19 protein-coding genes and 1 riboswitch are annotated in these 22,149 nt (G+C 35.1%); of the genes, 17 read left to right on the top strand and 2 right to left on the bottom strand.

What is annotated here, in order from left to right; genetic code table 11:
* Positions 1 to 97: 97 nt before the first annotated feature.
* The 3 genes from ACTQ5K_RS10905 (at position 98) to ACTQ5K_RS10895 (ending at position 3,665) form a co-directional block, all read left to right on the top strand.
* Positions 98 to 1,549 carry a nicotinate phosphoribosyltransferase gene (locus tag ACTQ5K_RS10905; RefSeq protein ID WP_349204928.1) on the top strand — a complete coding sequence of 484 codons (1,452 nt, stop codon included), beginning with the start codon at positions 98 to 100 and terminating at the stop codon, positions 1,547 to 1,549.
* Between the two features lie 21 nt (positions 1,550 to 1,570).
* Complete coding sequence (nadD, locus tag ACTQ5K_RS10900; protein WP_349204929.1) at positions 1,571 to 2,185, top strand: nicotinate (nicotinamide) nucleotide adenylyltransferase; 615 nt, start codon at positions 1,571 to 1,573, stop codon at positions 2,183 to 2,185.
* Positions 2,186 to 2,277: 92 nt separating this feature from the next.
* A riboswitch (ZMP/ZTP riboswitch) is annotated at positions 2,278 to 2,357 on the top strand.
* Positions 2,358 to 2,465: 108 nt separating this feature from the next.
* A complete protein-coding gene (locus ACTQ5K_RS10895; RefSeq protein ID WP_235252786.1) occupies positions 2,466 to 3,665 on the top strand; it encodes a phosphoglycerate dehydrogenase in 1,200 nt (399 codons plus the stop codon).
* Positions 3,666 to 3,859: 194 nt separating this feature from the next.
* On the opposite strand, the gene ACTQ5K_RS10890 is transcribed toward ACTQ5K_RS10895, so the two are convergent.
* Positions 3,860 to 4,816, bottom strand: a complete 957-nt coding sequence (locus tag ACTQ5K_RS10890) for a ribose-phosphate diphosphokinase (RefSeq protein ID WP_235252787.1) — start codon at positions 4,814 to 4,816, stop codon at positions 3,860 to 3,862.
* Positions 4,817 to 5,156: 340 nt separating this feature from the next.
* On the opposite strand from ACTQ5K_RS10890, the gene ACTQ5K_RS10885 reads away from it, so the two are divergent.
* The 6 genes from ACTQ5K_RS10885 (at position 5,157) to ACTQ5K_RS10860 (ending at position 10,992) form a co-directional block, all read left to right on the top strand.
* Positions 5,157 to 6,509 carry an amino acid permease gene (locus ACTQ5K_RS10885; RefSeq protein WP_235251972.1) on the top strand — a complete coding sequence of 451 codons (1,353 nt, stop codon included), beginning with the start codon at positions 5,157 to 5,159 and terminating at the stop codon, positions 6,507 to 6,509.
* A gap of 810 nt (positions 6,510 to 7,319) precedes the next feature.
* Entirely contained in the window at positions 7,320 to 8,297 is a 978-nt protein-coding gene (locus ACTQ5K_RS10880) for an ABC transporter ATP-binding protein (protein ID WP_349204930.1), read from the top strand.
* Between the two features lie 5 nt (positions 8,298 to 8,302).
* On the top strand, positions 8,303 to 9,106 hold the full coding sequence (locus tag ACTQ5K_RS10875) for an ABC transporter permease (protein ID WP_031539409.1): 804 nt from the start codon (positions 8,303 to 8,305) through the stop codon (positions 9,104 to 9,106).
* A gap of 6 nt (positions 9,107 to 9,112) precedes the next feature.
* Positions 9,113 to 9,895: an ABC transporter permease gene (locus ACTQ5K_RS10870; RefSeq protein ID WP_235251974.1), complete on the top strand. Its 783-nt coding sequence runs from the start codon at positions 9,113 to 9,115 to the stop codon at positions 9,893 to 9,895.
* An 81-nt stretch (positions 9,896 to 9,976) separates the two neighbouring features.
* Complete coding sequence (locus tag ACTQ5K_RS10865) at positions 9,977 to 10,141, top strand: YozQ family protein (RefSeq protein ID WP_235251975.1); 165 nt, start codon at positions 9,977 to 9,979, stop codon at positions 10,139 to 10,141.
* A gap of 149 nt (positions 10,142 to 10,290) precedes the next feature.
* The gene (locus tag ACTQ5K_RS10860) at positions 10,291 to 10,992 is read left to right on the top strand and encodes a polysaccharide deacetylase family protein (RefSeq protein WP_349204931.1); all 702 of its coding nucleotides are present in this window, start codon (positions 10,291 to 10,293) and stop codon (positions 10,990 to 10,992) included.
* A 75-nt stretch (positions 10,993 to 11,067) separates the two neighbouring features.
* Here ACTQ5K_RS10860 and ACTQ5K_RS10855 read toward each other — a convergent pair whose 3' ends face one another.
* Positions 11,068 to 12,099: a DUF3231 family protein gene (locus ACTQ5K_RS10855; RefSeq protein ID WP_349204932.1), complete on the bottom strand. Its 1,032-nt coding sequence runs from the start codon at positions 12,097 to 12,099 to the stop codon at positions 11,068 to 11,070.
* A gap of 167 nt (positions 12,100 to 12,266) precedes the next feature.
* Between ACTQ5K_RS10855 and ACTQ5K_RS10850 the strand changes: the two genes are divergently transcribed.
* The 8 genes from ACTQ5K_RS10850 to ACTQ5K_RS10815 all read left to right on the top strand — a co-directional run bounded on the left by ACTQ5K_RS10850 (position 12,267) and on the right by ACTQ5K_RS10815 (position 22,112).
* Positions 12,267 to 12,950 (top strand): response regulator transcription factor, encoded by a 684-nt coding sequence (locus ACTQ5K_RS10850; RefSeq protein WP_235251978.1) that lies wholly within the window; start codon positions 12,267 to 12,269, stop codon positions 12,948 to 12,950.
* 1 nt (position 12,951) lies between these two features.
* Entirely contained in the window at positions 12,952 to 13,956 is a 1,005-nt protein-coding gene (locus tag ACTQ5K_RS10845) for a sensor histidine kinase (RefSeq protein ID WP_341192494.1), read from the top strand.
* A gap of 179 nt (positions 13,957 to 14,135) precedes the next feature.
* Positions 14,136 to 14,819, top strand: a complete 684-nt coding sequence (locus ACTQ5K_RS10840; protein ID WP_031540687.1) for an ABC transporter ATP-binding protein — start codon at positions 14,136 to 14,138, stop codon at positions 14,817 to 14,819.
* Positions 14,816 to 17,410, top strand: a complete 2,595-nt coding sequence (locus ACTQ5K_RS10835) for an ABC transporter permease (RefSeq protein WP_349204933.1) — start codon at positions 14,816 to 14,818, stop codon at positions 17,408 to 17,410. Before ACTQ5K_RS10840 ends, ACTQ5K_RS10835 begins: the two co-directional genes overlap by 4 nt.
* 135 nt (positions 17,411 to 17,545) lie before the next feature.
* A complete protein-coding gene (locus tag ACTQ5K_RS10830) occupies positions 17,546 to 18,298 on the top strand; it encodes a class I SAM-dependent methyltransferase (protein ID WP_349204934.1) in 753 nt (250 codons plus the stop codon).
* Between the two features lie 333 nt (positions 18,299 to 18,631).
* Positions 18,632 to 20,125 (top strand): aldehyde dehydrogenase family protein, encoded by a 1,494-nt coding sequence (locus ACTQ5K_RS10825; protein WP_031540690.1) that lies wholly within the window; start codon positions 18,632 to 18,634, stop codon positions 20,123 to 20,125.
* 165 nt (positions 20,126 to 20,290) lie between these two features.
* The gene (locus ACTQ5K_RS10820; protein ID WP_031540691.1) at positions 20,291 to 20,809 is read left to right on the top strand and encodes a sigma-70 family RNA polymerase sigma factor; all 519 of its coding nucleotides are present in this window, start codon (positions 20,291 to 20,293) and stop codon (positions 20,807 to 20,809) included.
* Entirely contained in the window at positions 20,802 to 22,112 is a 1,311-nt protein-coding gene (locus ACTQ5K_RS10815; protein ID WP_031540692.1) for a DUF4179 domain-containing protein, read from the top strand. Before ACTQ5K_RS10820 ends, ACTQ5K_RS10815 begins: the two co-directional genes overlap by 8 nt.
* The last annotated feature ends 37 nt before the right edge of the window (positions 22,113 to 22,149 follow it).

Here is a 22,149-nt window from a genome sequence, read left to right as displayed (position 1 = left end):
TACGGATAATTATATAACAAACAGAGATTTGTCACATGCTAAGGGAAGGGACTTTGCTTTTGAAGTAGAAATGAATATAGCAAGAGGAGGAAAATAAATGAACTATGCGGATGACAGTCTGATGCTACATACAGATCTTTATCAAATTAATATGATGGAGACATATTGGAGAGATGAAAAACATGAACGAAAAGCTGTGTTTGAACTTTACTTTCGCAAACTCCCTTTTGGAAATGGTTTTGCTATATTCGCTGGTCTTGAACGGATTTTATCTTATATAAAGAATTGTCGGTTTACACAAAGCGATTTGGACTATTTACGAAATGAAGGAGGTTATAAGGAGGATTTTCTTCTTTATTTAAAAAATTTCACTTTTTCTGGTGACATATATTGCATGGAGGAAGGGGAGCTAGTATTTGCCAATGAACCGATTCTAAGAGTAGAAGCCCCAATTGCGGAGGCGCAATTAATCGAAACGGCATTATTAAATATTGTTAATTACCAAACACTTATTGCAACAAAAGCTGCGAGAATGAAGCAGGTTATTGGAGAGCAGACGGCAATGGAGTTTGGGACAAGAAGAGCGCAAGAAATGGATGCAGCGATATGGGGAACAAGAGCTGCCTATATTGGTGGGTTTTCGGCGACGAGTAATGTAAGGGCAGGGAAAATTTTTAATATCCCTGTATCTGGAACACATGCACATGCACTTGTTCAAGCATATCAAGACGAATATGAGGCTTTTAAAAGCTATGCCAGCACCCACAAAGAATGCGTTTTCCTTGTTGATACATATGACACACTCCGCTCTGGTGTTCCCAATGCTATAAAAGTGGCAAAGGAGCTTGGAGATAAGATTCACTTTAAGGGGATTCGTTTAGACAGTGGAGACTTGGCGTATCTTTCAAAGCGAGCTAGAGAAATGCTTGATGAAGCGGGCTTTTCTGACACGAAAATTATTGCCTCTAATGATTTAGATGAGTATACCATTATGAATTTGCGGGCAGAAGGAGCAAAAATTGATATCTGGGGAATTGGAACAAAGTTAATTACTGCATTTGATCAAGCAGCACTGGGCGCTGTATATAAATTAGTCAGTATAGAAAATGAACAAGGTATAATGGAGGATACCATTAAATTATCTGGAAATCCGGAAAAGATTTCTACGCCAGGTCAGAAAAGAGTATATCGAATTATAAATAATGAAAATGACCATGCTGAGGGTGATTACATTGCACTGGCAAATGAAGTAATAACACAAGAACCATTAAAAATGTTTCATCCTGTTCATCCATATTTGAATAAAGTGGTGGCGAATTACAGGACCATCGAATTACATCATCCAGTTATAAAAAACGGGCATATCCAGTTTGAACCACCAGCATTAAAAGATATTCAAATGAAGGCTAAAGAGAACCTGAATTATCTATGGAATGAATATAAGCGAACGCTTAATCCAGAAGAGTATCCAGTCGATTTAAGTAAAGCATGCTGGGAAAACAAGCGAAGCTATATAGAAAAAATGAAAGAGAAATCACGCAGCGTTTAACCTTTTTAAGGAGAGGATAAATTGGGTAAAATAGGGATTTACGGATCATCCTTTGATCCAATAACAAATGTTCATCTCTGGACGGCTAGCACTGTTGCCCATCGTTGTAAATTAGACAAGGTTATTTTTCTTCCTTGTTCCAGTAAGCGACGGGATAAAACAATGGAAACAGCAGATGAACATCGTATAAAGATGGTGAACATGGCAATAGAGGATAATGAGAAGTTTTCTTTAGATGATTATGAAATGATACAAGATGGATGGGAAATCTATACGTATCATACGATGAATTATTTTAAAAAGCTTTTTCCAGAGGATAGTGTGTACTTTATTATGGGTGCTGATTTATTGGTTGATATTGGAAGAGGTATGTGGACAAAAGGAGAGGAGTTGATAGCAGAAAATCGGTTTATTGTAATGGCTAGAAATGGAATTGATATGCTTTCAGCCATAAGCCGATCGCCAATCCTCCGTAATCATGACGATGGGAGCACTTTTCATCTCTTAGATAAGGGATTGGCAATGGAAATAAGCTCTACCTATATACGGGAAGAATTTGCGATAGGTGGGGAACCGAGGTATCTTTTGCCAGAAAAATGCTATGAATATATAAAGAAAAATAAATTATACCAATAAACCATTCTAAAAAAAGCATGAAAAAACACAAAATTAATAAGAAATTAGTCATTGATGATTACTGAATAGTCTGATAGAATGAAGGCAATCTAAAGGCTATGTGTAACTGGCGAAATACGGAAAACCGTAGGGGAGCACATAGTGTCGTATGTCGTTCGCCTGGGCAGAGGTAAGGGATATACTCCTTTGCCTTTTTCTTTTTTAGATGATTTCATTTAGAAAGGTAAACGTATTAACCAAGCGTAAAAAGAATATAATTGAATGAAAAGGAGCAATGGAGATGAGCACTACGACTGTTAAAGATGTAAAGACTATTAAGACATTAAATAATATTGCTGCAAGTGGCCTAAGTGTGTTTAAAAAAGGAAATTTTACAATTGACGATACGAGCAATAACCCTGATGCAATTCTTTTGCGCAGCTTTAATATGCATGGTATGGAATTAGGAGAGAATGTAAAGGCAATTGCCCGAGCGGGAGCAGGTGTCAATAATATTCCAGTTGAGCAATGTACAACGCAAGGAATTGTTGTATTTAATACACCTGGTGCTAATGCAAATGCAGTAAAAGAAATGGTGCTTATGTCATTAATGGCTTCATCTCGAAATTTGTTTGAAGGTGTATCATGGGCAAAAACACTCCTTGCTGAAGGTGACCAAATTCCAAAACTAGTGGAAACGGGTAAAAAACAATTTGTTGGGCACGAAATCAAAGGAAAAACTTTAGGTGTCATTGGCTTAGGAGCAATCGGAGCACTTGTTGCAAACGATGCCCTTGCTCTAGATATGGATGTCATTGGGTATGATCCTTTTCTTTCTGTAGATACAGCTTGGAATTTATCACGTAATGTGCAGCGAGCTATGACATTAGAACAGCTATTTACAGAATCTGATTATATAACAGTCCATGTGCCGTTAACAAAAGATACGAAGGGAATGTTTAATCAGCAAGCTTTCGACTTAATGAAGCCTGGTACGCAAATTTTAAACTTCTCTCGTGGCGAGCTAGTAAATGAAATTGATATAGCTGTTGCTTTAGAAGAAGGCATAATAGGACGATATATAACAGATTTTCCGAATGAAAATGTCCTGCAAATGAAGAATACGATTGCTATTCCTCATCTAGGTGCATCTACTGAAGAGTCTGAAGAAAATTGCGCTGTTATGGCAGCTCGCCAAGTAAAGGAATTTTTGGAAACAGGTAATATTAAAAACTCTGTAAACTTTCCAAATGCATCCATCCCATACACAGGAAAACGTCGTGTTACAGCCTTCCATCTAAATATTCCTAATATGGTAGGACAGATAACACAAGCAATTTCTACTTACCAGTTGAATATTGCTGATATGATAAACAGAAGTCGTGGCGAGTATGCTTACACGATGATTGATATCGATAACGAAGTAGCAGATGAAATCATCCCACTGCTTTCTAAGCAATTAAAAGAGATTGATGGAATCGTAACAATGAGAGTTATCTAAAGTGGAGAAATAAATACGATTTGATAGACTCCTGGTTGAAAAGGAGTCTATTTTTTATTTTTGAGGTGGGTTCGTATTATTTGGTAATTAGTTAAATGATCTAAAGTAGAGAGGAAATAATCCAACCCAACTAGTTATTTCTACTAAATCCATTAAAAAAGGCTGCCCAGTGGACAACCTTTAGCCTTAACAGATTATTTAAACAACACACTCACAGACTTATGCTCATAAACACGGCTAATGGCATCACTTAGTAATTCAGCAATCGATAGCTGCGTAATTTTGTCAATTCTCTTTTCCTCTGGAAGTGGAATGCTGTTTGTCACAATCAATTCCTTGATTTGAGATTCCTGGATCATATCAATTGCTGGTTCAGATAAAACAGGATGGACACAGCATGCATATATTTCTTCTGCCCCATTCTCAAGTAATGCCTTTGCAGCAGTCGTAATGCGGTAAGATGTATCAACAATATCATCTACAATTATGGCTGTTTTTCCTTCAATGTTTCCGACAATGTTTACCTCACGAGGACCAATATCTTTTGGGCCACGCTTATCGATAATTGCGATTGGGGCTTTTAATCGATCTGCAAGCTCTCGGGCACGAGTAACACTACCGTGATCTGGGGCAACTACTACTACATCACTTGCATACTTTTTTGTATTTAAGTAGTCTGCAAGCAGTGGTATTCCTACTAATTGGTCCACTGGAATGTTAAAGAAGCCTTGTGTTTGTGGTGCGTGCAAATCTAATGTGATAACACGGTCTGCACCAGATTTTTGAATTAAATTGGCAACTAATTTAGCCGTAATTGGCTCTCTTGGTTGTGCTTTTCTATCCTGACGTGCATATCCATAATATGGAATGACGACATTAATCGTTTCAACAGAAGCGCGTTTTAAGGCATCAATCATAATGAGTAATTCCATAATACTTTGATTTACAGGATCACAAGTGGACTGAATAATAAATACTTCACAACCACGGACGCTTTCCTCAATATTAATTTGAATTTCCCCATCGCTAAATTTTTTAACGGTACATTTTCCTAATTCAGTACCTAGATGCTCTACTATTTCTTGGGCTAGAGCAGGGGATGAATTAAGAGCAAAAACTTTTAGTTTTGTTCCTTGATATGTATTGGCCATGAATGGTTCCTCCTATAATCTGAACAGACTTAGCTACCTCAATCTACCTAAAGAATAGCTCCTACTATAAGTATTGTAGGATACCGATATTTGTATTTCAACCAATTATAGCATTTTTAAAATGAAACTTCTTAAACATTTCTTCCTAATAGTACAGTATTTAATCTATAATAGCATATTCTAAAAGCATAAAAATTAATCATGTTGCTCACGAATCTCTCTTTTAACACAATAAGAAGAGAGATTCGTGAATGTTCCTTTATAATGTGCTAAACTATAATTCGTTGATTTTGTTACATAATAGAATTTAATAGTATAAATGAAGAGAGAGTGATTTTAAATGCAGCAAGAAACATTGTCTAGAGGCTTGAAAAACAGACATGTTCAATTAATTGCCATTGGGGGAGCGATTGGTACCGGCCTTTTTCTTGGAGCGGGTAAGTCCATTAATTTAGCAGGACCCTCTATTTTATTTGCATATATTATTACAGGTATTATTTGTTTTCTGATTATGCGTGCATTAGGAGAATTACTTTTATCGAATCTTGAATATCATTCATTTGTTGATTTTGTTCATGATTATATTGGAAATAGGGCTGCTTTTGTAACAGGATGGACGTATTGGTTCTGCTGGATCTCCATTGCAATGGCAGATTTAACAGCCATTGGCATGTATACACAGTTCTGGTTTCCAAATATTCCGCAATGGTTACCAGGCTTTATCGCCTTAATGGTATTACTGATTATGAATTTAGCTACTGTTAAGCTATTTGGTGAAATGGAATTTTGGTTTGCTTTAATTAAAATAATTGCGATTATTGCCTTAATCATTATTGGTTTTATTATGATTGTTAAAGGCTTTTCAACAAATGCTGGCCCATCTAGTTTTACCAATCTATGGAGCCATGATGGAATGTTTCCAAATGGGATGCACGGATTTATCCTTTCATTTCAGATGGTTGTGTTTGCATTTGTCGGTATTGAATTAGTCGGATTAACAGCTGGTGAGACAGAGAATCCTGAAAAGGTTATTCCAAAAGCAATCAATAATATCCCTGTTCGAATCTTGATTTTTTATGTGGGAGCATTGCTTATCATCATGAGCATTTATCCTTGGAATGCTATTAATCCTGCGAAAAGCCCATTTGTTCAAGTCTTCTTGGCAGTGGGAATAGCTGCTGCTGCTGGAATAGTTAACTTTGTTGTTCTAACTTCTGCTGCATCTGCATGTAATAGTGCGATTTTTAGTACTAGTAGAATGACGTATGCTTTAGCAAAGGAAAAGAATGCTCCAGAAGCACTTGCTAAACTGACTAAAAATCAAGTTCCATCAAATGCTTTGTTTTTTTCAGTTATAGTTGTGTTAATTGCGGTTATTTTAAATTATTTCATGCCAGAGGGTGTATTTACATTAATAACAAGTATATCTACGGTTTGTTTTATCTATATTTGGGCAATTACGGTTATTTGTCATATGAAATATCGAAAAACAAGACCAGAGCTAGCTGCGAAGAATAAGTTTAAGATGCCGCTGTACCCTGTTGCTAACTATATTATTCTTGTTTTTCTAGCATTTGTACTTGTTGTCTTAGCACTCGCAGAGGATACAAGAATCGCTTTAATTGTGACACCAGTGTGGTTTATTTTATTATTAGTTATTCACCAATTAAAGTGGAATAGAACTTCTAATTGATTGGTTGCTTTATGAAAAACGATTAAGCCTGGAAAGGTTATTTAAAAGGTCCTGTTTTCGTGTTCATTCTTACTAAATGACACAAGAAAAGAAGGATAGGTACCGACCTCCAAAAGTACTAACTTTTGGGGGTTTTTTAGATTTGACATAGCAATGGACATCATTATTATGATGGACAATAAGTAATGTACAATTAAAAAAGACACAGTGTTGTTTTGAGTACCAATTTTATTGATTTTATAAGGTGGTCGATAAAAGGCCCTCATCTAGGATGGAGAGTGTCTGCCACTGATTGCCTGGGAGATCCGCTTAAGCATCAAAGCTGATAATAAACGGAAAAATTCCGCTTAATTAGTAATTTTTAAAAAAAAAGGCAGGAATAGACGGAGAAATTCCTCCTATTGGAACGAAACCTTCAGAAATTGGTGATTTTGATGGGGATAAGCGGAAAAACTCCCCTTATTTACCTTGAAACAAGCTCCATTCTGCATTTAACCGGAAAAACTCCGCTAATTTTCCTTTCACGGTTCTTCGGTAAAGGTGAAGACATAAGATTACGACGAATCATATTCCCTGTAACTAAGTTTTATATTCCTAATGAAGAAACTCGCCAATTACTAAAATGATGCCAATACAATAGTCATTTCAGAACATATTTCTCCAAATGAATCGGTTTAAAGGTTTTTTCCAGCCTTTCTCTTGTAAGTTGATTTAAACCAGAAAGAAGATTTTAAAAAATCAAAAAACTAATTGACACCATCTTAACTAGAATGCTATTATAGTCTTCTTTGGAAAAAGGAGGGAAATCCATTGATTAAAGTCGAAGGTATCAATAAGTCCTTTAAGGTTGCAAAAAGGACAACGGGCTTGGCCGCAGGTCTGAAAGCGCTCATACATCGGGAACATAAGATTGTTCATGCATTAAATGATGTGAGTTTTACGATTAATCCTGGAGAAATTGTTGGTTATATCGGGCCAAATGGTGCAGGAAAATCAACGACGATAAAAGTGATGAGCGGTATTTTAGTTCCTGATAGTGGCAGTTGTGAAATAATGGGCTATACACCATGGATGGATCGAGTAGAATATGTAAAAAATATCGGTGTTGTTTTTGGACAGCGTTCCCAGCTATGGTGGGACGTACCGGTAATCGATTCTTTTGCCTTGTTAAAAGATATCTATCAGGTACCAGATACGGAGTATAACGACACGCTATCCCTATTAATAGAAACACTTGAATTAAAGGATATTCTACATTCACCAGTAAGACAGCTCAGTTTAGGACAGCGAATGCGTTGTGAAATTGCTGCGTCCTTAATACATAATCCACAAATTCTCTTCTTAGATGAACCTACGATTGGTCTTGATGCAGTAAGCAAAATTGCTGTAAGAAACTTTATAAAAAAAATCAATAAGCAGAAGAACGTAACTGTTATCCTTACGACACATGATATGTTCGACATTGAGGCACTTTGTGATCGGGTCATTTTAATAGGGAAAGGGAGCTTATTATATGATGGGAATTTACAGGAATTAAGAAGCCGTTTTGGGTCCCATCGCACTATAACACTTGACTATAAATCAAGTACTAATCCCATTCAAATTCCTGGTACTACTCCGATTTCTTGGACAGAGGAAAGAGCCATAATAAGTGTGGATACTACGATAGTCTCTGTATCGGAAGTAATCATGAAATTGTCTCATTCCCTTGATTTGGTTGATATTTCAGTGACATCCCAGCCAATTGAAGATATAATTGTACAGCTTTATAAGGAGTATGAGATATGAGGACAATGAAACCATATATTGCTGTATTAAGATTGCGATTATTAAATGGGATGCAGTATCGGGCCGCTGCATTGGCAGGAGTGGCTACACAGTTTTTCTGGGGATTTATTTATATCATGATATTTCAGGCGTTTTATGCCCAAGCAAGTTCAAATCAACCAATTTCTTTAGAAGAATTGGTTACTTATTTATGGCTTCAGCAATCTTTTTTAGCTTTTATTATGCTATGGTTTCGTGATAATGAATTATTTGATTTAATTACAACAGGGAATATTGCTTATGAGTTATGTAGGCCAATCGGGATATATGAATATTGGTTTAGTAAGTTACTTGCCCAGCGATTGGCTAGCGCATTATTAAGGTGTTTTCCAATATTATTGCTGGCTTTTTTGCTGCCACCAGCTTATCGGCTGATGTTGCCTCCAGATGTAAAAACGTTCTTGTTATTTTGTCTCTCTCTTTTATTAGGACTATTGGTTTTAGTAGCTATTTCTATGTTTATTTATATTTCTGTTTTTATCACATTATCGCCAATGGGTTCACTTTTAGTCTTTGGTGTAGTAGGGGAGTTTTTTGCTGGGATGGTTGTTCCTATTCCATTAATGCCAGAGTGGCTCCAACAAATTGTTTATCTCCTTCCTTTTCGATTAACGGCTGATTTTCCGTTCCGTGTTTATTCAGGGAATATTCCCAATGGAGAAGCGGTTGAGGGTATATTTATTCAGCTCGCTTGGCTGTTCGTACTTGCTTTTTTTGGGAAGATAGCATTACAAAAGGCGATGAAAAAAATAATTGTGCAAGGAGGATGAAGCTAGATGAAACTTTATTTTCAATACCTTCTCGTATTATTTAAATCACAAATGCAGTATAGAACATCATTCTGGCTGTTATCATTAGGGCAATTTCTTGTTCCGTTTTCTGCTTTTGCTGGATTATACTTCTTATTTGAGCGATTTGGACAAATAAAGGGCTGGGATTTTTATGAGGTTGCTCTTTGCTTTGCCATCATTCACATGGCGTTTGCATTAAGTGAATGTTTCGCAAGAGGATTCGATAATTTTTCCAGTCTCGTTGCAAGTGGTGATTTTGATAGATTGCTTGTTAGACCAAGGACAACATTTGTACAGGTTCTTGGTTCAAAATTTGAATTTACTAGAGTAGGCAGACTTTTGCAAAGTGTTATCGTTTTAGCTTGGGCTTTAAGTAATCTAGCAATCGATTGGAGTTTAATAAAAGTTCTAACACTTTTATTGATGATCATAAGCGGGGTATTCATCTTTACGGGAATTTTTATTTTGGCCGCCACGCTTAGTTTTTGGACTATACAAGGTTTGGAAATTGCCAATATTTTTACAGATGGAGGCAGAGAAATGGCTCAGTATCCTCTAAATATTTATCAAAAATGGGTGACACGCTTTTTTACTTTTGTTATTCCTTTTGGAAGTGTCAATTATTTACCTTTATTATATCTCCTTGGTAAGGGAGGAGAGGCTGGATGGCTATATATGCTAACGCCGCTTGCAGGTATAATATTTATCCTTCCATGCATTTTTGTCTGGATAGTTGGTGTACGACACTATCGATCAACAGGTTCGTAAAAAGACGATGTTTTCTGTTCGATTAAAGGTGGTATAAAACTAGTAGATATGTTTATATCAACTAGAATGGAGGCGTTATAAATGAGTAAAGAATCAACTACAAGTCCAGCAGGGAAAATACATGAGCCTAATGAGAAGAAACAGAAGGATGAGGCTTCAAAAGGGATGAAAAAAACCCATGACCAGGCAAAAGAGAGTTTAACAGAAGGAACGATTGACAAGAAAAAGGAAAAGGACGAAGAATAACGATTGTTTCCTATATATAGAAATGGGAATGGAGGAGAGTGTTTAGGCATTCTTCTCTTTTTTGCTTTTGGAGTTTCTTGGTTATCTATTTTGTTTGCATAAGATATACTATAGAATATTGAAAGATAGGAGAAAGAAAGGCTGTTAGCATGAAAAAAATATGGATAATATTAATTGGCATATTGTTTTTGCTTTTATTTAGTACCTATAAATTAATGAATGCACGAACCTTTCAGTTGTTTGGTGGATTAACCAATCATGTGGAGACTAATGAGAAGGTAGTTGCGTTAACATTTGATGATGGACCAACACAAAATGTGGAGGAGATATTAGCATTATTAGATACATATGATGCAAAAGCGACTTTTTTTCTTATCGGTAATGAAATAGAAAAAAGTCCTGAATTAGCAAGGGAAATTGCAAAAAATGGTCATCAACTTGGAAATCATACCTATTCTCACGAACGTATGATTTTTAAATCATATTCCTTTATAAAAAAAGAAATAGAAGACACAAATAAATTAATTGAACAAGCAGGATATACAGGTGAAATTGATTTCAGACCGCCAAATGGGAAGAAGATTATTGGACTTCCTTATTATTTGAAAAAAGCCAATATGGATACGATACTTTGGGACATCGAGCCAGATACTTATTATCAAGTGGCAGAGAAAAAAGTAAACTATGTGAAAGAATCAGTGAAGCCTGGTTCCATTATTTTAATGCATCCTATGTATGATCAAACGGGTGAGGAATTGAATGCAATAGAAGGTGTTTTAAAAGCATTAACGGAAGAAGGATATACATTTGTTACTGTTAATGAGCTCCAGCAATTAGACGGAGATAAATAAAAGGCAGTTGTTGGAGAATAACAATAAAAAGGTATTTGGACAAAACCAGACACCTTTTTATTGTTTATTCATCTATCAATTTAACGTATCTCTTTTTGCTGCATAAGGTGGATGCTCCATCCAGCCATTTTTAATCATAAGTTTTGCGGCATCTTCTACAAACGACGCTATTTGCATTAAGCCTCTTGTATACATAAAACCTATATCATGTCTGCCATTCACTGCAACCGAGTTTCCAAAGGATCTAATCTTCATGGAAAACATATCCACTTTATGGAATAGCATTATTTTTTCAGAAAAAGGAGAAACGGTTGATGTTGTTACTAAATGATCAAGAAAAGATGGCGCTGGTAAATCTTCATTATGTAGTTTGTCCATATAATGCTCCACATGCTTGTGAGTGAAATTTTTTCCTCTAATAAATAATTCGCGAATTTCTTCATTTTTTGTAACTTGGCTAAATGCCATAATTAATGCTTTACTCGCAACATTATTTTCAATATTGTCGTAAAGATGGGCGACTTCTAATGCATGTAAAGGTCTGACATGTCCAAAATATCCATTTAAAAAATCCTTTTGAACAAAATCTGTTTTTTCAGGTATTGGAATAATAGGTGGCTTACTAATAAATCCTTTAGTCATTAATAGTTCTTTGATTTGCTCTATTAAAGCCATCGTTGCTTCCATACAATACGTAAAAAATTCCTTTACATCTTTTCTAAAAACAAGTGGTACAGCAACATTATAAATGCTTATTCCTGCTTTGGCAGTATATTTAAGATAATGTACATAGAATTCATCTTCAAATAATTGAGGGGCATCAAGGTTCAAATCCTCTTCTATAGAAAAACCTTTCGGGATTGGAAAATTTTCCTTCTTAAATATAGCTTCTATCGTATTTAAGAATTCGCTACATAAGTTATATGCCTTTTTCAATAAATGCTTAATATCTTTATCCTCCACATGCTGAAGGTAGTAATGGAGATAGCATTTAGACATGCTGTTTCCCATATAAGTCGCCCAAAGTTTCCCCATTTCTGCAGATGTAAGCTTTTCAGTGAGGGCCGTTTTTGTTGAACGTATATTCAGTGGTTCACGCGTGTCCATGACAAAACTCCTTTGATTTGTTTTATTTTATTATTCTCCATCATTCCTTATTGTATGCTAAGTGTATATACCGATTGTTTGATTGATATTAATAGGAGAATTGCTTTCCCTCTGTACATCAATCGTTTAGAATAATACAGAAAAAAGAAAATATATAGGAGAAGATAATGAAAATATTAATAGTGGAAGACGATAAAACCATTGCCACGGGTTTAGAATATAGTTTACAAAGTGAAAAGTATGAAACAATTACATGCTTTAACGCAAAAACTGCTAAAAGAGTTTTAGAAGAGCAACTAACAGATATTGAATTATGTTTATTTGATTTGTCTCTACCAGATGGTTCTGGCTATGAACTATGTGAGTATGTAAAAAGAAAAGCGGATAAGCCTGTTATCTTTTTGACTGCTTTAGATGATGAAGTGAATGTTGTTATGGGACTCGATATGGGAGCAGATGACTATATTACAAAACCATTTCGCATAAGAGAACTTCTATCAAGAATTAAATCTGTTTTGCGACGGTATAATAAGCAGTTGCAGAATAATCCACTAATAGAAATAGATTCTATACGGATTAACACATTGGAAGGAAAAATTTATAAAAGGAATGAGGAAGTAATGGTTACAGCGCTAGAATACCGCTTATTTCTCATTTTTGCTAATAATATAGGACAAGTTTTAACTAGAAGCCAATTATTAGAGAAAATATGGGATGTGGCAGGAGATTTTGTTAATGATAATACATTAACCGTTTATATAAAAAGGCTCCGCGAAAAATTAGAGGACGATCCTCAAAAACCAACTATCATCAAAACCATACGTGGACTTGGCTATAAGGTAGGGGATTAATATGATTCGTAATCGAGAAGTGAAGGTACTTCTATTCATTTTAGCGGTTATTAGCATAATGGCTATCATCTATGCAAGTGTTGTATATTCCATTTCAGCTGCAGTTTTTTTACTCGTTGTGATTGCTGCTATCACGTATTGTTTTTATCATTTTACTAGATACCGGTATAAGGAAATGGAAAAGCTATCGAATTATTTACAGCAAATTAGCAACGGAGATGTAAGGCTGGATATTCGGGATAATGTGGAAGGCGAATTGAGTATTTTAAAAAATAACATTTATAAGGTTACATTAATGTTATCGGAGCAGAGCGCTCTTTTACGTGAGGAAAAATTAAAGCTTACAGATGCTATTTCAGATATATCCCATCAATTGAAAACACCATTAACTTCCATGGTTGTCATGACCGATTTGTTGTGCAATCCAAATCTTGAAGAAATGAGAAGGCGTGAATTTACGAATAATATTTCGATTCAGCTGGAAAGAATGGAATGGCTTGTTTCTTCCTTGCTGAAATTATCGAAAATGGATGCTGGGACGATTCCTTTTAAAAAGGAGCAAGTTGATGTTAAAAAACTGATTAATAAGTCAGTAGAACCAATATTAATTCCAATGGATATTAAAGGACTTTCTTTTGAGATTACAGGAGACGAGAGTGTTTCCTATACTGGAGATTTTAATTGGACTGCGGAAGCACTCATTAATATTTTGAAAAATTGTGTGGAGCATACCTCTGAAGATGGAAAAATACATATTCGATACGCTGAAAATGTTTTATTTACAGAAATCATTATTCAGGATAATGGGAAAGGCATCTCTAAAAAAGATTTGCCTTATATATTTAAACGATTTTATAAGGGAGAAAATGCAAGTGAAGATAGCATCGGTATTGGTTTAGCGATGGCCTATAGTATTATCAAAAGCCAGCATGGCGATATTGAAGTTAGAAGTAAGGTGGGGGAAGGGACTACTTTTCATATTAAGTTTTATAAACAGGTGATTTAGTGGGGATAACGGTATCTAGGAGCGGGAGTGAAAGCCAGAAATGCCCCATAAAAAAGAACAAAGCATAAAAGAACTTGCCACCTATTCCTACGAAAGTGACTAAATTGTCACTTTAAAGTCACTACAGAGTCACTTTAGACAGATACACTAAGAGCATCAAGTAATTGGAGGACGATAAAATGGAAATTTTAAAAATAGAAAATTTGTCTAAAGTGTATGGAAAAGGGGAAACGGCAGTAAAAGCATTGGATAATGTTTCTTTTTCCGTTAATAAAGGTGAATTTGTGGCAATCATTGGACCTTCTGGATCAGGTAAATCTACATTGCTTCACATGTTAGGTGGAGTAGACAGGCCGACTAGTGGAAAAGTTTTTGTGGATAATACAGATATTTATCAATTAAATGAAACACAATTAGCTATTTTTAGAAGAAGACAAATTGGACTTATCTATCAATTTTATAACTTAATTCCCATTCTATCAGTAGAAGAAAATATCACGCTGCCGCTTCTATTAGATAACCATCAAGTAGATAAGGAGCAATTTAATCGCATTGTTTCTATATTAGGTCTACAACAAAGATTAGATCACTTGCCTAATCAATTATCAGGGGGACAGCAGCAGCGTGTTTCCATTGGACGTGCACTTATTAGCAACCCTGCTATTATGCTTGCAGATGAGCCTACAGGAAATTTAGATAGTAAAAATAGTGAAGAGATTATGGAACTATTAAAAATGTTTAATAAAACCTATAATCAAACATTAATTGTTATTACCCATGATGAACGGATTGCGCTACAAGCAGATCGTGTGATTTCTGTTGAAGATGGAAAAATCGCCAAAAATGAGGTGATTCGTCCATGAATATAATGAATAAACTCACTTTAAGAAATTTAAAGGAGAACAAGCGAAGAACATTAGTGACGATTATTGGTGTCATTATAGCTGTCAGTATGTTGACAGCTGTTTCGACACTTGGTGTTTCGTTTATCGATTTATTAAAAAGAGACAGTATTGCAAGAGACGGTGAGTGGCATGCACAATTTATTGGGGTTAATAATGAGCAAGCCAAAGAGTTAAGGAAGGATAGTAACATGGAAAAAGTTATCCTATCCAATAATTTGGGCTATGCGAACTGGAAGGATTCAAAAAATGACAGTAAACCGTATTTATTTTTTAAACAATATGATGAGCAAGGATTTGAACAATTTTTAATTACCTTAAAAGAAGGGACATTCCCCAAGGCATCTAATGAAATTATCATACCTGATGAAATGAGGAAGAAGGGGAATAGTAAGTATGCCATCGGTGAGGAGATAAATGTTAGCATTGGGGAAAGGCACTTTCAATTAGAGGAAGAAGATTCTATCCTAACACAAACAGATCCTTTGCAAAGGAATGAAGAAGGAAAAAGTGTCGAGGAAATTCAGCAGGCAAAATCCTATACATTCAAAATTGTCGGTATTATGGAAACACCATCTTGGGAACCTTCCTGGTCACCAGGATATACTGTTATTAGCTATTTAGATCAAAAGGAGTTAACAACTAGTAGTAGCGTAAATGCAAGTGTTGTGATGAAAAAGGTAAAGCAGTCTATATATGAGGACTCGGAATCATTGGCAAAGAAATTAGCTATTGCAAAAGTGGATTTTAATAATGAGTTACTGCGTTATTATGGCGTATCATCGAATGATAACCTGCTTCTAACGATGTATTCTCTAATAGGTATTGTCATACTTGTTATTGTTATTGGTTCTGTAGCACTGATTTATAATGCATTTGCCATTAGTGTGTCGGAACGGGCAAGACATTTGGGGATGCTATCAAGTGTAGGTGCAACGAAGAAGCAAAAAAGAAATTCTGTTTTCTTTGAAGGTGCGGTGATAGGCGGCATCAGCATTCCATTAGGAATAATTGCTGGAATCGTTGGAATTGGAATTACTTTCACTTTTATCAATAAGTATTTGCAAGATGCCTTAAACTCTACACAAGGATTAAATGTAGTGATAACGCCTTATTCCATCCTATTTTCTATTATTATTTCCATTGTAACAATTTTTATTTCAACCTATTTGCCAGCTAGGAAAGCATCGAAGATTTCAGCAATTGATGCAATTAGACAAACACAAGATATTAAATTATCAGGGAAAAAAGTGAAAACATCCAAATTTGTTCGCAAAGTATTTGGCATAGAAGCTGAAATTGGTTTAAAAAACTTAAAACGGAATAAGCGTAGATATCAAACAACCGTTTTTTCTTTAATTATTAGTATTTTGCTTTTCTTAGTCGTGGCTTATTTTACCGATAATATGAAAAAGTCAGTGGGACTCTCACAGGAAAATATCGATTACGATATTGCTGTGTCTGCAGATTCAACAACTCCAGAGGAAGAGCTACAGATTTTAGCGAATGCACCAAGTATTACAGAAAGCAATTTAATTAAGAATGCGTATGTAAGTACCTATTTAAAGAAAGATCTTTTAAGTGAAAATAATAGGAAATCGGTGGAAAAAGGTGATGCGTTCTTAGAGGACGGCAAACTCCCCTTTACTGTAAATTTCTTTATTTTATCTGAATCTGCTTTTAAGCGTTACGCTAATTCAGTAGGCTTTCCTATCAAAGAATATACGAATCCCGATGATCCAAAAGGGATAGTGATAGAGACGGCATCTTATTTTGATCCATATGAAGAGAAATTTGTGGAGGAAAAAGTGCTGAATGCGAAACCAGGGGATTATCTCGATCTCTATAGTTACCGTGAAGAAAGCGCAAAGGATGAAATATTTACTAAGATACAGATTGGCTTATTTACGAATGAAACATTCATGGGAATGGATGCTGATAATTATAGAATGTTAACAATGATCATCTCTAATGAAGTAGCAGAGAAATTATTTGAAAAGGAAAAAAATATTAATTTGAACTACAATCTCTATTTAAATAGCGACAATCCGGAGAAAGCCCAAGAAGAGTTAGAAGATTTAAAAACAGTCTCTATCTATATTTACAATGTGGAAAAGGATCGTAAGCAATCGGAACAGATGATTATGATTATGTCTGTTTTTATGTACGGTTTTATTTCCCTCATTTCCTTAATTAGTATTGCCAATATCTTTAATACCATTTCTACAAGTATATCTTTAAGAAAAAGAGAATTTGCTATGCTGCGTTCTGTTGGAATGACCCCAACTGGTTTTAATAAAATGATTTACTTTGAGAGTATCTTTTATGGGATAAAAGCATTGATGTATGGTCTTCCAATTAGCATAGGAGTAATAGCTATCCTATACTGGTCTATAAGCAATACATTTGAATATGGTTTTGCGCTTCCATGGTTAAGCATTTTCTATGTAGTGATTGCTATATTTATCATTGTCGCTTCCGCTATGCTATATTCAGTCAGCAAAATTAAGAAAGAAAATATTATTGATGGCTTAAAGCAAGAGAATGCTTAATAGGAAACGAATAAAATTAGGTAAGAATGACAAAAAACTCGTCCGTTTTGGCGGGTTTTTTTCATATGAAAATGCAAGCAGGTAAGTAAAAGAGGAATGTAGAATCAGTAAGAAAGACGGAGGAGGATAAAAAGGATGACTGATATTTTACAACAAAATAAGAAAAGCTGGGATATAGTAGCCCATCATTTTAACGGAATTGACGCACTACCTAGTTATGGCCCTTTTTGCCAAACAGAAGAAGAATTAAGGTTATTTAAAGAGATAAAAAATAAAAAGGTGCTTGATATCGGCTGTGGCAGCGGACATTCTTTACTGTATATGGCTGACAAAGGAGCTAGTGAATTATGGGGTGTAGACTTATCTGAAAAGCAAATAGAGACAGCAAAAGAAACACTTAAAGATATGCCTTCCCAGTTATATTGTGCTGCGATGGAAAAAGATATTGCCCTTCCTAAGGAATATTTCGACATAGTTTATTCGATTTATGCCATTGGGTGGACAACGGATTTAGCTACGACATTTAACCTTATTTATTCGTATTTAAAGCCAGGAGGAGCGTTTATTTTTAGTTGGGACCATCCGCTATATGCATATATGCAAAGTGAAAACGGTCAAATCTCTCTTACAGGTTCTTATCAGGAAGAAGGTATAACAACATATCCAAGGTTTAAAGGGGAAGAAGCACCAGTAGTGATACCAAAAAGAAAAATGAGCACCTATATAAATGAACTAATTAAAGCTGGATTTACGATTGAATGTGTAATGGAAAGTGAGGTTTCCAAAAACTTTGAAAAAGTAGAGGCGGAAATCTCTGATCGCTATTATTCCTTATACAAAGCAAGAAAATTTCCAACTACTATGATTATTAAAGCAAGAAGAGCATGACGTGTGGGGAGCCACATGTCATTTTTAATGCTTTAAGTTTTTTGAAAAGAGAGAAGTAAAGACAGAGAGAAATTCTCACTGCTCATCGAGGATTTGTAACCAAAAGAAGTACACGGTTATTAATAGACATTCCTTTTAATGGAATCTATAATTTAATTAGTTTGTTAAAATAATCACATTATTTAAAACTAGTAACCTTTTTTTGATAGCTTATGTAAACGTATTCTTAGCAAGTAGTTTAATAACCAGGATAAAAATAAGGTCTAGAATTATTAGAAAAGCATTTTTCCTACTATGCCTTATTTTTAAATATATTAAAAAGGGGTTTTGAAAATGGTAACTGCATTAGATGCAACAACAGTATTGGACAAGGAGTATGGTCTGTACATTAATGGTCAATGGATAAAAGGTTCAGAAGGTAATCTCCTTAGCAGCTATAACCCTAGTAATGGAGACAAGTTGGCTGATTTTGTAGATGCTACCTATGCAGATGTTGATCAAGCAGTAGAGGCTGCAACGCAAGCTTTAAAAACATGGAAGAAAGTAAGTTTGATAGAGAGAAGCAATTTATTATTAAAAATTGCTGATTTAATCGATGAAAATGCGGAAAAGTTAGCATTAGTGGAGACATTGGATAATGGGAAGCCGCTCAGAGAAACAAGAAATATTGATGTTCCATTAAGCTCTGACCATTTTCGTTATTTTGCTGGGGTAATCCGCTCAGAAGAAGGAACTGCCCAAGCATTTGATGAGGATACCTTATCTATTTCAATAAAAGAGCCTATTGGGGTGGTTGGACAAATCATTCCTTGGAATTTCCCGTTATTAATGGCTGCCTGGAAGATTGCACCAGCTATCGCAGCTGGCAATACAGTAGTTATCCACCCATCTTCTACTACGTCGTTAAGCTTATTGGAATTGGCGAAACTATTTGATCAAGTATTGCCAAATGGAGTAGTCAATGTCATTACAGGTCGTGGTTCTCATTCTGGAGACTATATGTTAAATCATAAAGGATTTGCAAAAATTGCTTTTACAGGATCAACGGAAATTGGTCAAGAAGTTGCGGTTGCAGCAGCGAAAAGACTAATCCCATCAACACTTGAGCTAGGCGGAAAGTCAGCGAATATCATCTTTAATGATGCACCAATGGAGCGAGCATTGGAAGGGGTTCAATTAGGAATTCTCTTTAACCAAGGACAGGTTTGCTGTGCTGGTTCCCGTATTTTTATCCAGGAAGGAATATATGATGAGTTCCTTGCCAAGATGAAACTTGCATTTGAAGATGTAAAAGTTGGCTTGCCTTGGGAAGATGATGTTATCATGGGAGCACAAATAAACGAGCGTCAATTAAAACAAATTTTAGAATATGTAAAAATTGGGGAAGAAGAAGGAGCGAGAGTTGTAACAGGAGGCTGCCGACTCGAAAACAATGGACTGGAAAAAGGGGCATTTATGGCACCAACGATTTTAGCGGATGCTACAAATAAGATGCGCATTGCTCAAGAAGAAATTTTTGGCCCAGTTGCAACAGTGATAAAATTTAAGACCGAAGAAGAGGTTATTGAGCTGGCTAATCAATCTGAGTTTGGTCTTGGAGGAGCAGTTTTCTCCCGTAATATTAATACAGCATTACGTGTAGCTAGAAGTGTGGAAACAGGTCGTATGTGGGTGAACACATATAATCAGCTTCCAGCAGGAGCACCATTTGGAGGGTATAAAAAATCAGGAATCGGCAGAGAAACATATAAGAGTATATTGGATGGCTATACTCAAACGAAAAATATTTATATCGTAACGAAAGAAGAAACAGAGGGATTGTATTAAAGTAAAGTAGGAAGCTGCTAGGACTTTGTCTTGGTGGCTTTTTTTTATGCTTGAAATTTCATGTATAATTTGCTCTTAGATAAAAAGAAAAAATTTATACAATTTTTCGCGAACTTTTTTCTCGATACAAGGTCTAATGTATAGAACAACAGGGGAGGTGATTAATTGGAAGAGTTAGAGATTAGTAAGAAAGCTATTAAAGGAGATGATGATGCCTTTTTGGAAGTAATGCAATTATATAAAGAATCATTGCTAAGAGCTGCTTTAGCATTTCTAAAAGATGAACATGCAGCAATAGAAGCATTGCAGGAAGTGACATATCGAGCCTACAAAAAAATACATACGGTAAAAGAGCCAGCCTATCTAAAAACATGGCTAACAAGGATTATGATTAATTATTGTCAAGATCAAGTAAAGAGATCAAACAGAGTTATTTCTGATAACCAAGTATACGATATATCTGTTTATCAAGACCAATCCTTGATTGAACTAAAGGAAGCTCTTGAATTGTTATCTAATGAAGACCAGCAATTAATCTATTTAAAATATTTTCAAAATACGAAGATCAAAGAAATTGCCGCAATGGAAAAAATACCAGAAGGAACCGTAAAGTCTCGATTACATAAAGTACTGAAAACATTAAGACTATATTTTAAGGAGAAAGGAGAGAGTGAGCATGTATGAAGAAGAGGAACAAAGGTTATTAAAATTTAAAAAAGAATATGAAAAAGTCGAATTGCCAATAGAACAGGGAGATGAAGCCATTTTAAGCGGATTTATGAAAGCAAAGCGAGAAAAAAGTCTGCTTAAGAAAAAACAAAAAAGATTGCTTGGGCTTGCGATTGCAGCAATTATCATCGTTTCCTTTATAACATCTATTCGAATATCGCCAACTTTTGCAAATGCGCTCACATCTATCCCTGGGATGGAATGGATGATTGGATTTATTGAACAAGATAAAGGCTTTTCCGCCATTATAGAAAATGATTATTATCAAAAGGTAGATGTTTCTGAGACAAAAGGAGATTTGACGTTAACGATAGATGGAGTGATTATGGATGAATCAGGAATAAATGTATTTTATACATTGAAATCAACAAACCCTCTCACAGGAGGAGAAATAAAGTATATTAATCTTCTTAATAAAGAAGAATTTCCTGAGCATACTCGTAGCTATAATGTATATTTTCCTGATGATATCCAAAATGAATTTCAAGATATGGTCGAGTACCAATTTGTGGACTCTTTTTCTTTTGATGAATTAAAGTTTAACTTTGAATTCGTAACAGTAATGGACAACAAAGAAATAAAGTTTTTGATACCTTTTGAATTAAAGGAAAATGTCAAAAAGAATATTACTTATCCAATAGACCAAGTTGTGGAAATTGAGAATCAAAAAATCACGATAGAAGAAATTATTGTATATCCTTTAAGAATTGGTGTGAAGGTAGCAGTTGATCCTACAAATACAAAAGAAATTTTGGGATTTGAAGATATGCGATTGGAAGATGAAAACGGTGAGGTATGGACTTCTATTGCAAATGGTACTGTAAATAGGACTTTGAGTAAGCATGAGAAAATGTATTATTTACAATCTAATTATTTCGAAAAGCCGAAAGAACTTTATTTGCGGGTAAATAAATTAATGGCAATTGATAAGGAAGATGCGGTGGTTATTGTAGATACGGAAGCAAATAGGTTAGTAAAAAGTCCGAAAGACGGTAAACTTAAATTAGGAGAAACGTCTAAAGCACAAGCGGAATTTTTTATGGTATCTGATTCAGAGGATATGTATACTATCTTTGATGAGCCTATTGATGCAACAGGAAAGGAACTAAGTATACCATCAACTGAATTTTACAATCATGAAAACAAAAAATATTGGAATATGTTTTTCGAAAATAGCGAGTACAAAAATCCATTGCAAATGAAATTGACATTTTACCCTAATTACATCGAAGGAGATGTAAAGATAGAAGTAAAATAAGCTGTATGCTTTGGTAGTGGTATTCATCATACCATTA

This window comes from Niallia sp. Sow4_A1, from assembly GCF_052116745.1.
Taxonomy (GTDB): Bacteria; Bacillota; Bacilli; order Bacillales; family Cytobacillaceae; genus Niallia; species Niallia hominis.
This window is presented reverse-complemented; position numbering and strand designations above follow the sequence as displayed.

What these genes read in the sequence shown, in the direction of transcription:
- ACTQ5K_RS10905 (WP_349204928.1), top strand. Translation starts at nt 98, where the DNA reads ATGAACTATGCGGATGACAGTCTGATGCTACATACAGATCTTTATCAA.
- ACTQ5K_RS10895 (WP_235252786.1), top strand. Translation starts at nt 2,466, where the DNA reads ATGAGCACTACGACTGTTAAAGATGTAAAGACTATTAAGACATTAAAT.
- ACTQ5K_RS10890 (WP_235252787.1), bottom strand. Translation starts at nt 4,816, where the DNA reads ATGGCCAATACATATCAAGGAACAAAACTAAAAGTTTTTGCTCTTAAT.
- ACTQ5K_RS10885 (WP_235251972.1), top strand. Translation starts at nt 5,157, where the DNA reads ATGCAGCAAGAAACATTGTCTAGAGGCTTGAAAAACAGACATGTTCAA.
- ACTQ5K_RS10875 (WP_031539409.1), top strand. Translation starts at nt 8,303, where the DNA reads ATGAAACCATATATTGCTGTATTAAGATTGCGATTATTAAATGGGATG.
- ACTQ5K_RS10870 (WP_235251974.1), top strand. Translation starts at nt 9,113, where the DNA reads ATGAAACTTTATTTTCAATACCTTCTCGTATTATTTAAATCACAAATG.
- ACTQ5K_RS10865 (WP_235251975.1), top strand. Translation starts at nt 9,977, where the DNA reads ATGAGTAAAGAATCAACTACAAGTCCAGCAGGGAAAATACATGAGCCT.
- ACTQ5K_RS10860 (WP_349204931.1), top strand. Translation starts at nt 10,291, where the DNA reads ATGAAAAAAATATGGATAATATTAATTGGCATATTGTTTTTGCTTTTA.
- ACTQ5K_RS10855 (WP_349204932.1), bottom strand. Translation starts at nt 12,099, where the DNA reads ATGGACACGCGTGAACCACTGAATATACGTTCAACAAAAACGGCCCTC.
- ACTQ5K_RS10850 (WP_235251978.1), top strand. Translation starts at nt 12,267, where the DNA reads ATGAAAATATTAATAGTGGAAGACGATAAAACCATTGCCACGGGTTTA.
- ACTQ5K_RS10845 (WP_341192494.1), top strand. Translation starts at nt 12,952, where the DNA reads ATGATTCGTAATCGAGAAGTGAAGGTACTTCTATTCATTTTAGCGGTT.
- ACTQ5K_RS10840 (WP_031540687.1), top strand. Translation starts at nt 14,136, where the DNA reads ATGGAAATTTTAAAAATAGAAAATTTGTCTAAAGTGTATGGAAAAGGG.
- ACTQ5K_RS10835 (WP_349204933.1), top strand. Translation starts at nt 14,816, where the DNA reads ATGAATATAATGAATAAACTCACTTTAAGAAATTTAAAGGAGAACAAG.
- ACTQ5K_RS10830 (WP_349204934.1), top strand. Translation starts at nt 17,546, where the DNA reads ATGACTGATATTTTACAACAAAATAAGAAAAGCTGGGATATAGTAGCC.
- ACTQ5K_RS10825 (WP_031540690.1), top strand. Translation starts at nt 18,632, where the DNA reads ATGGTAACTGCATTAGATGCAACAACAGTATTGGACAAGGAGTATGGT.
- ACTQ5K_RS10815 (WP_031540692.1), top strand. Translation starts at nt 20,802, where the DNA reads ATGTATGAAGAAGAGGAACAAAGGTTATTAAAATTTAAAAAAGAATAT.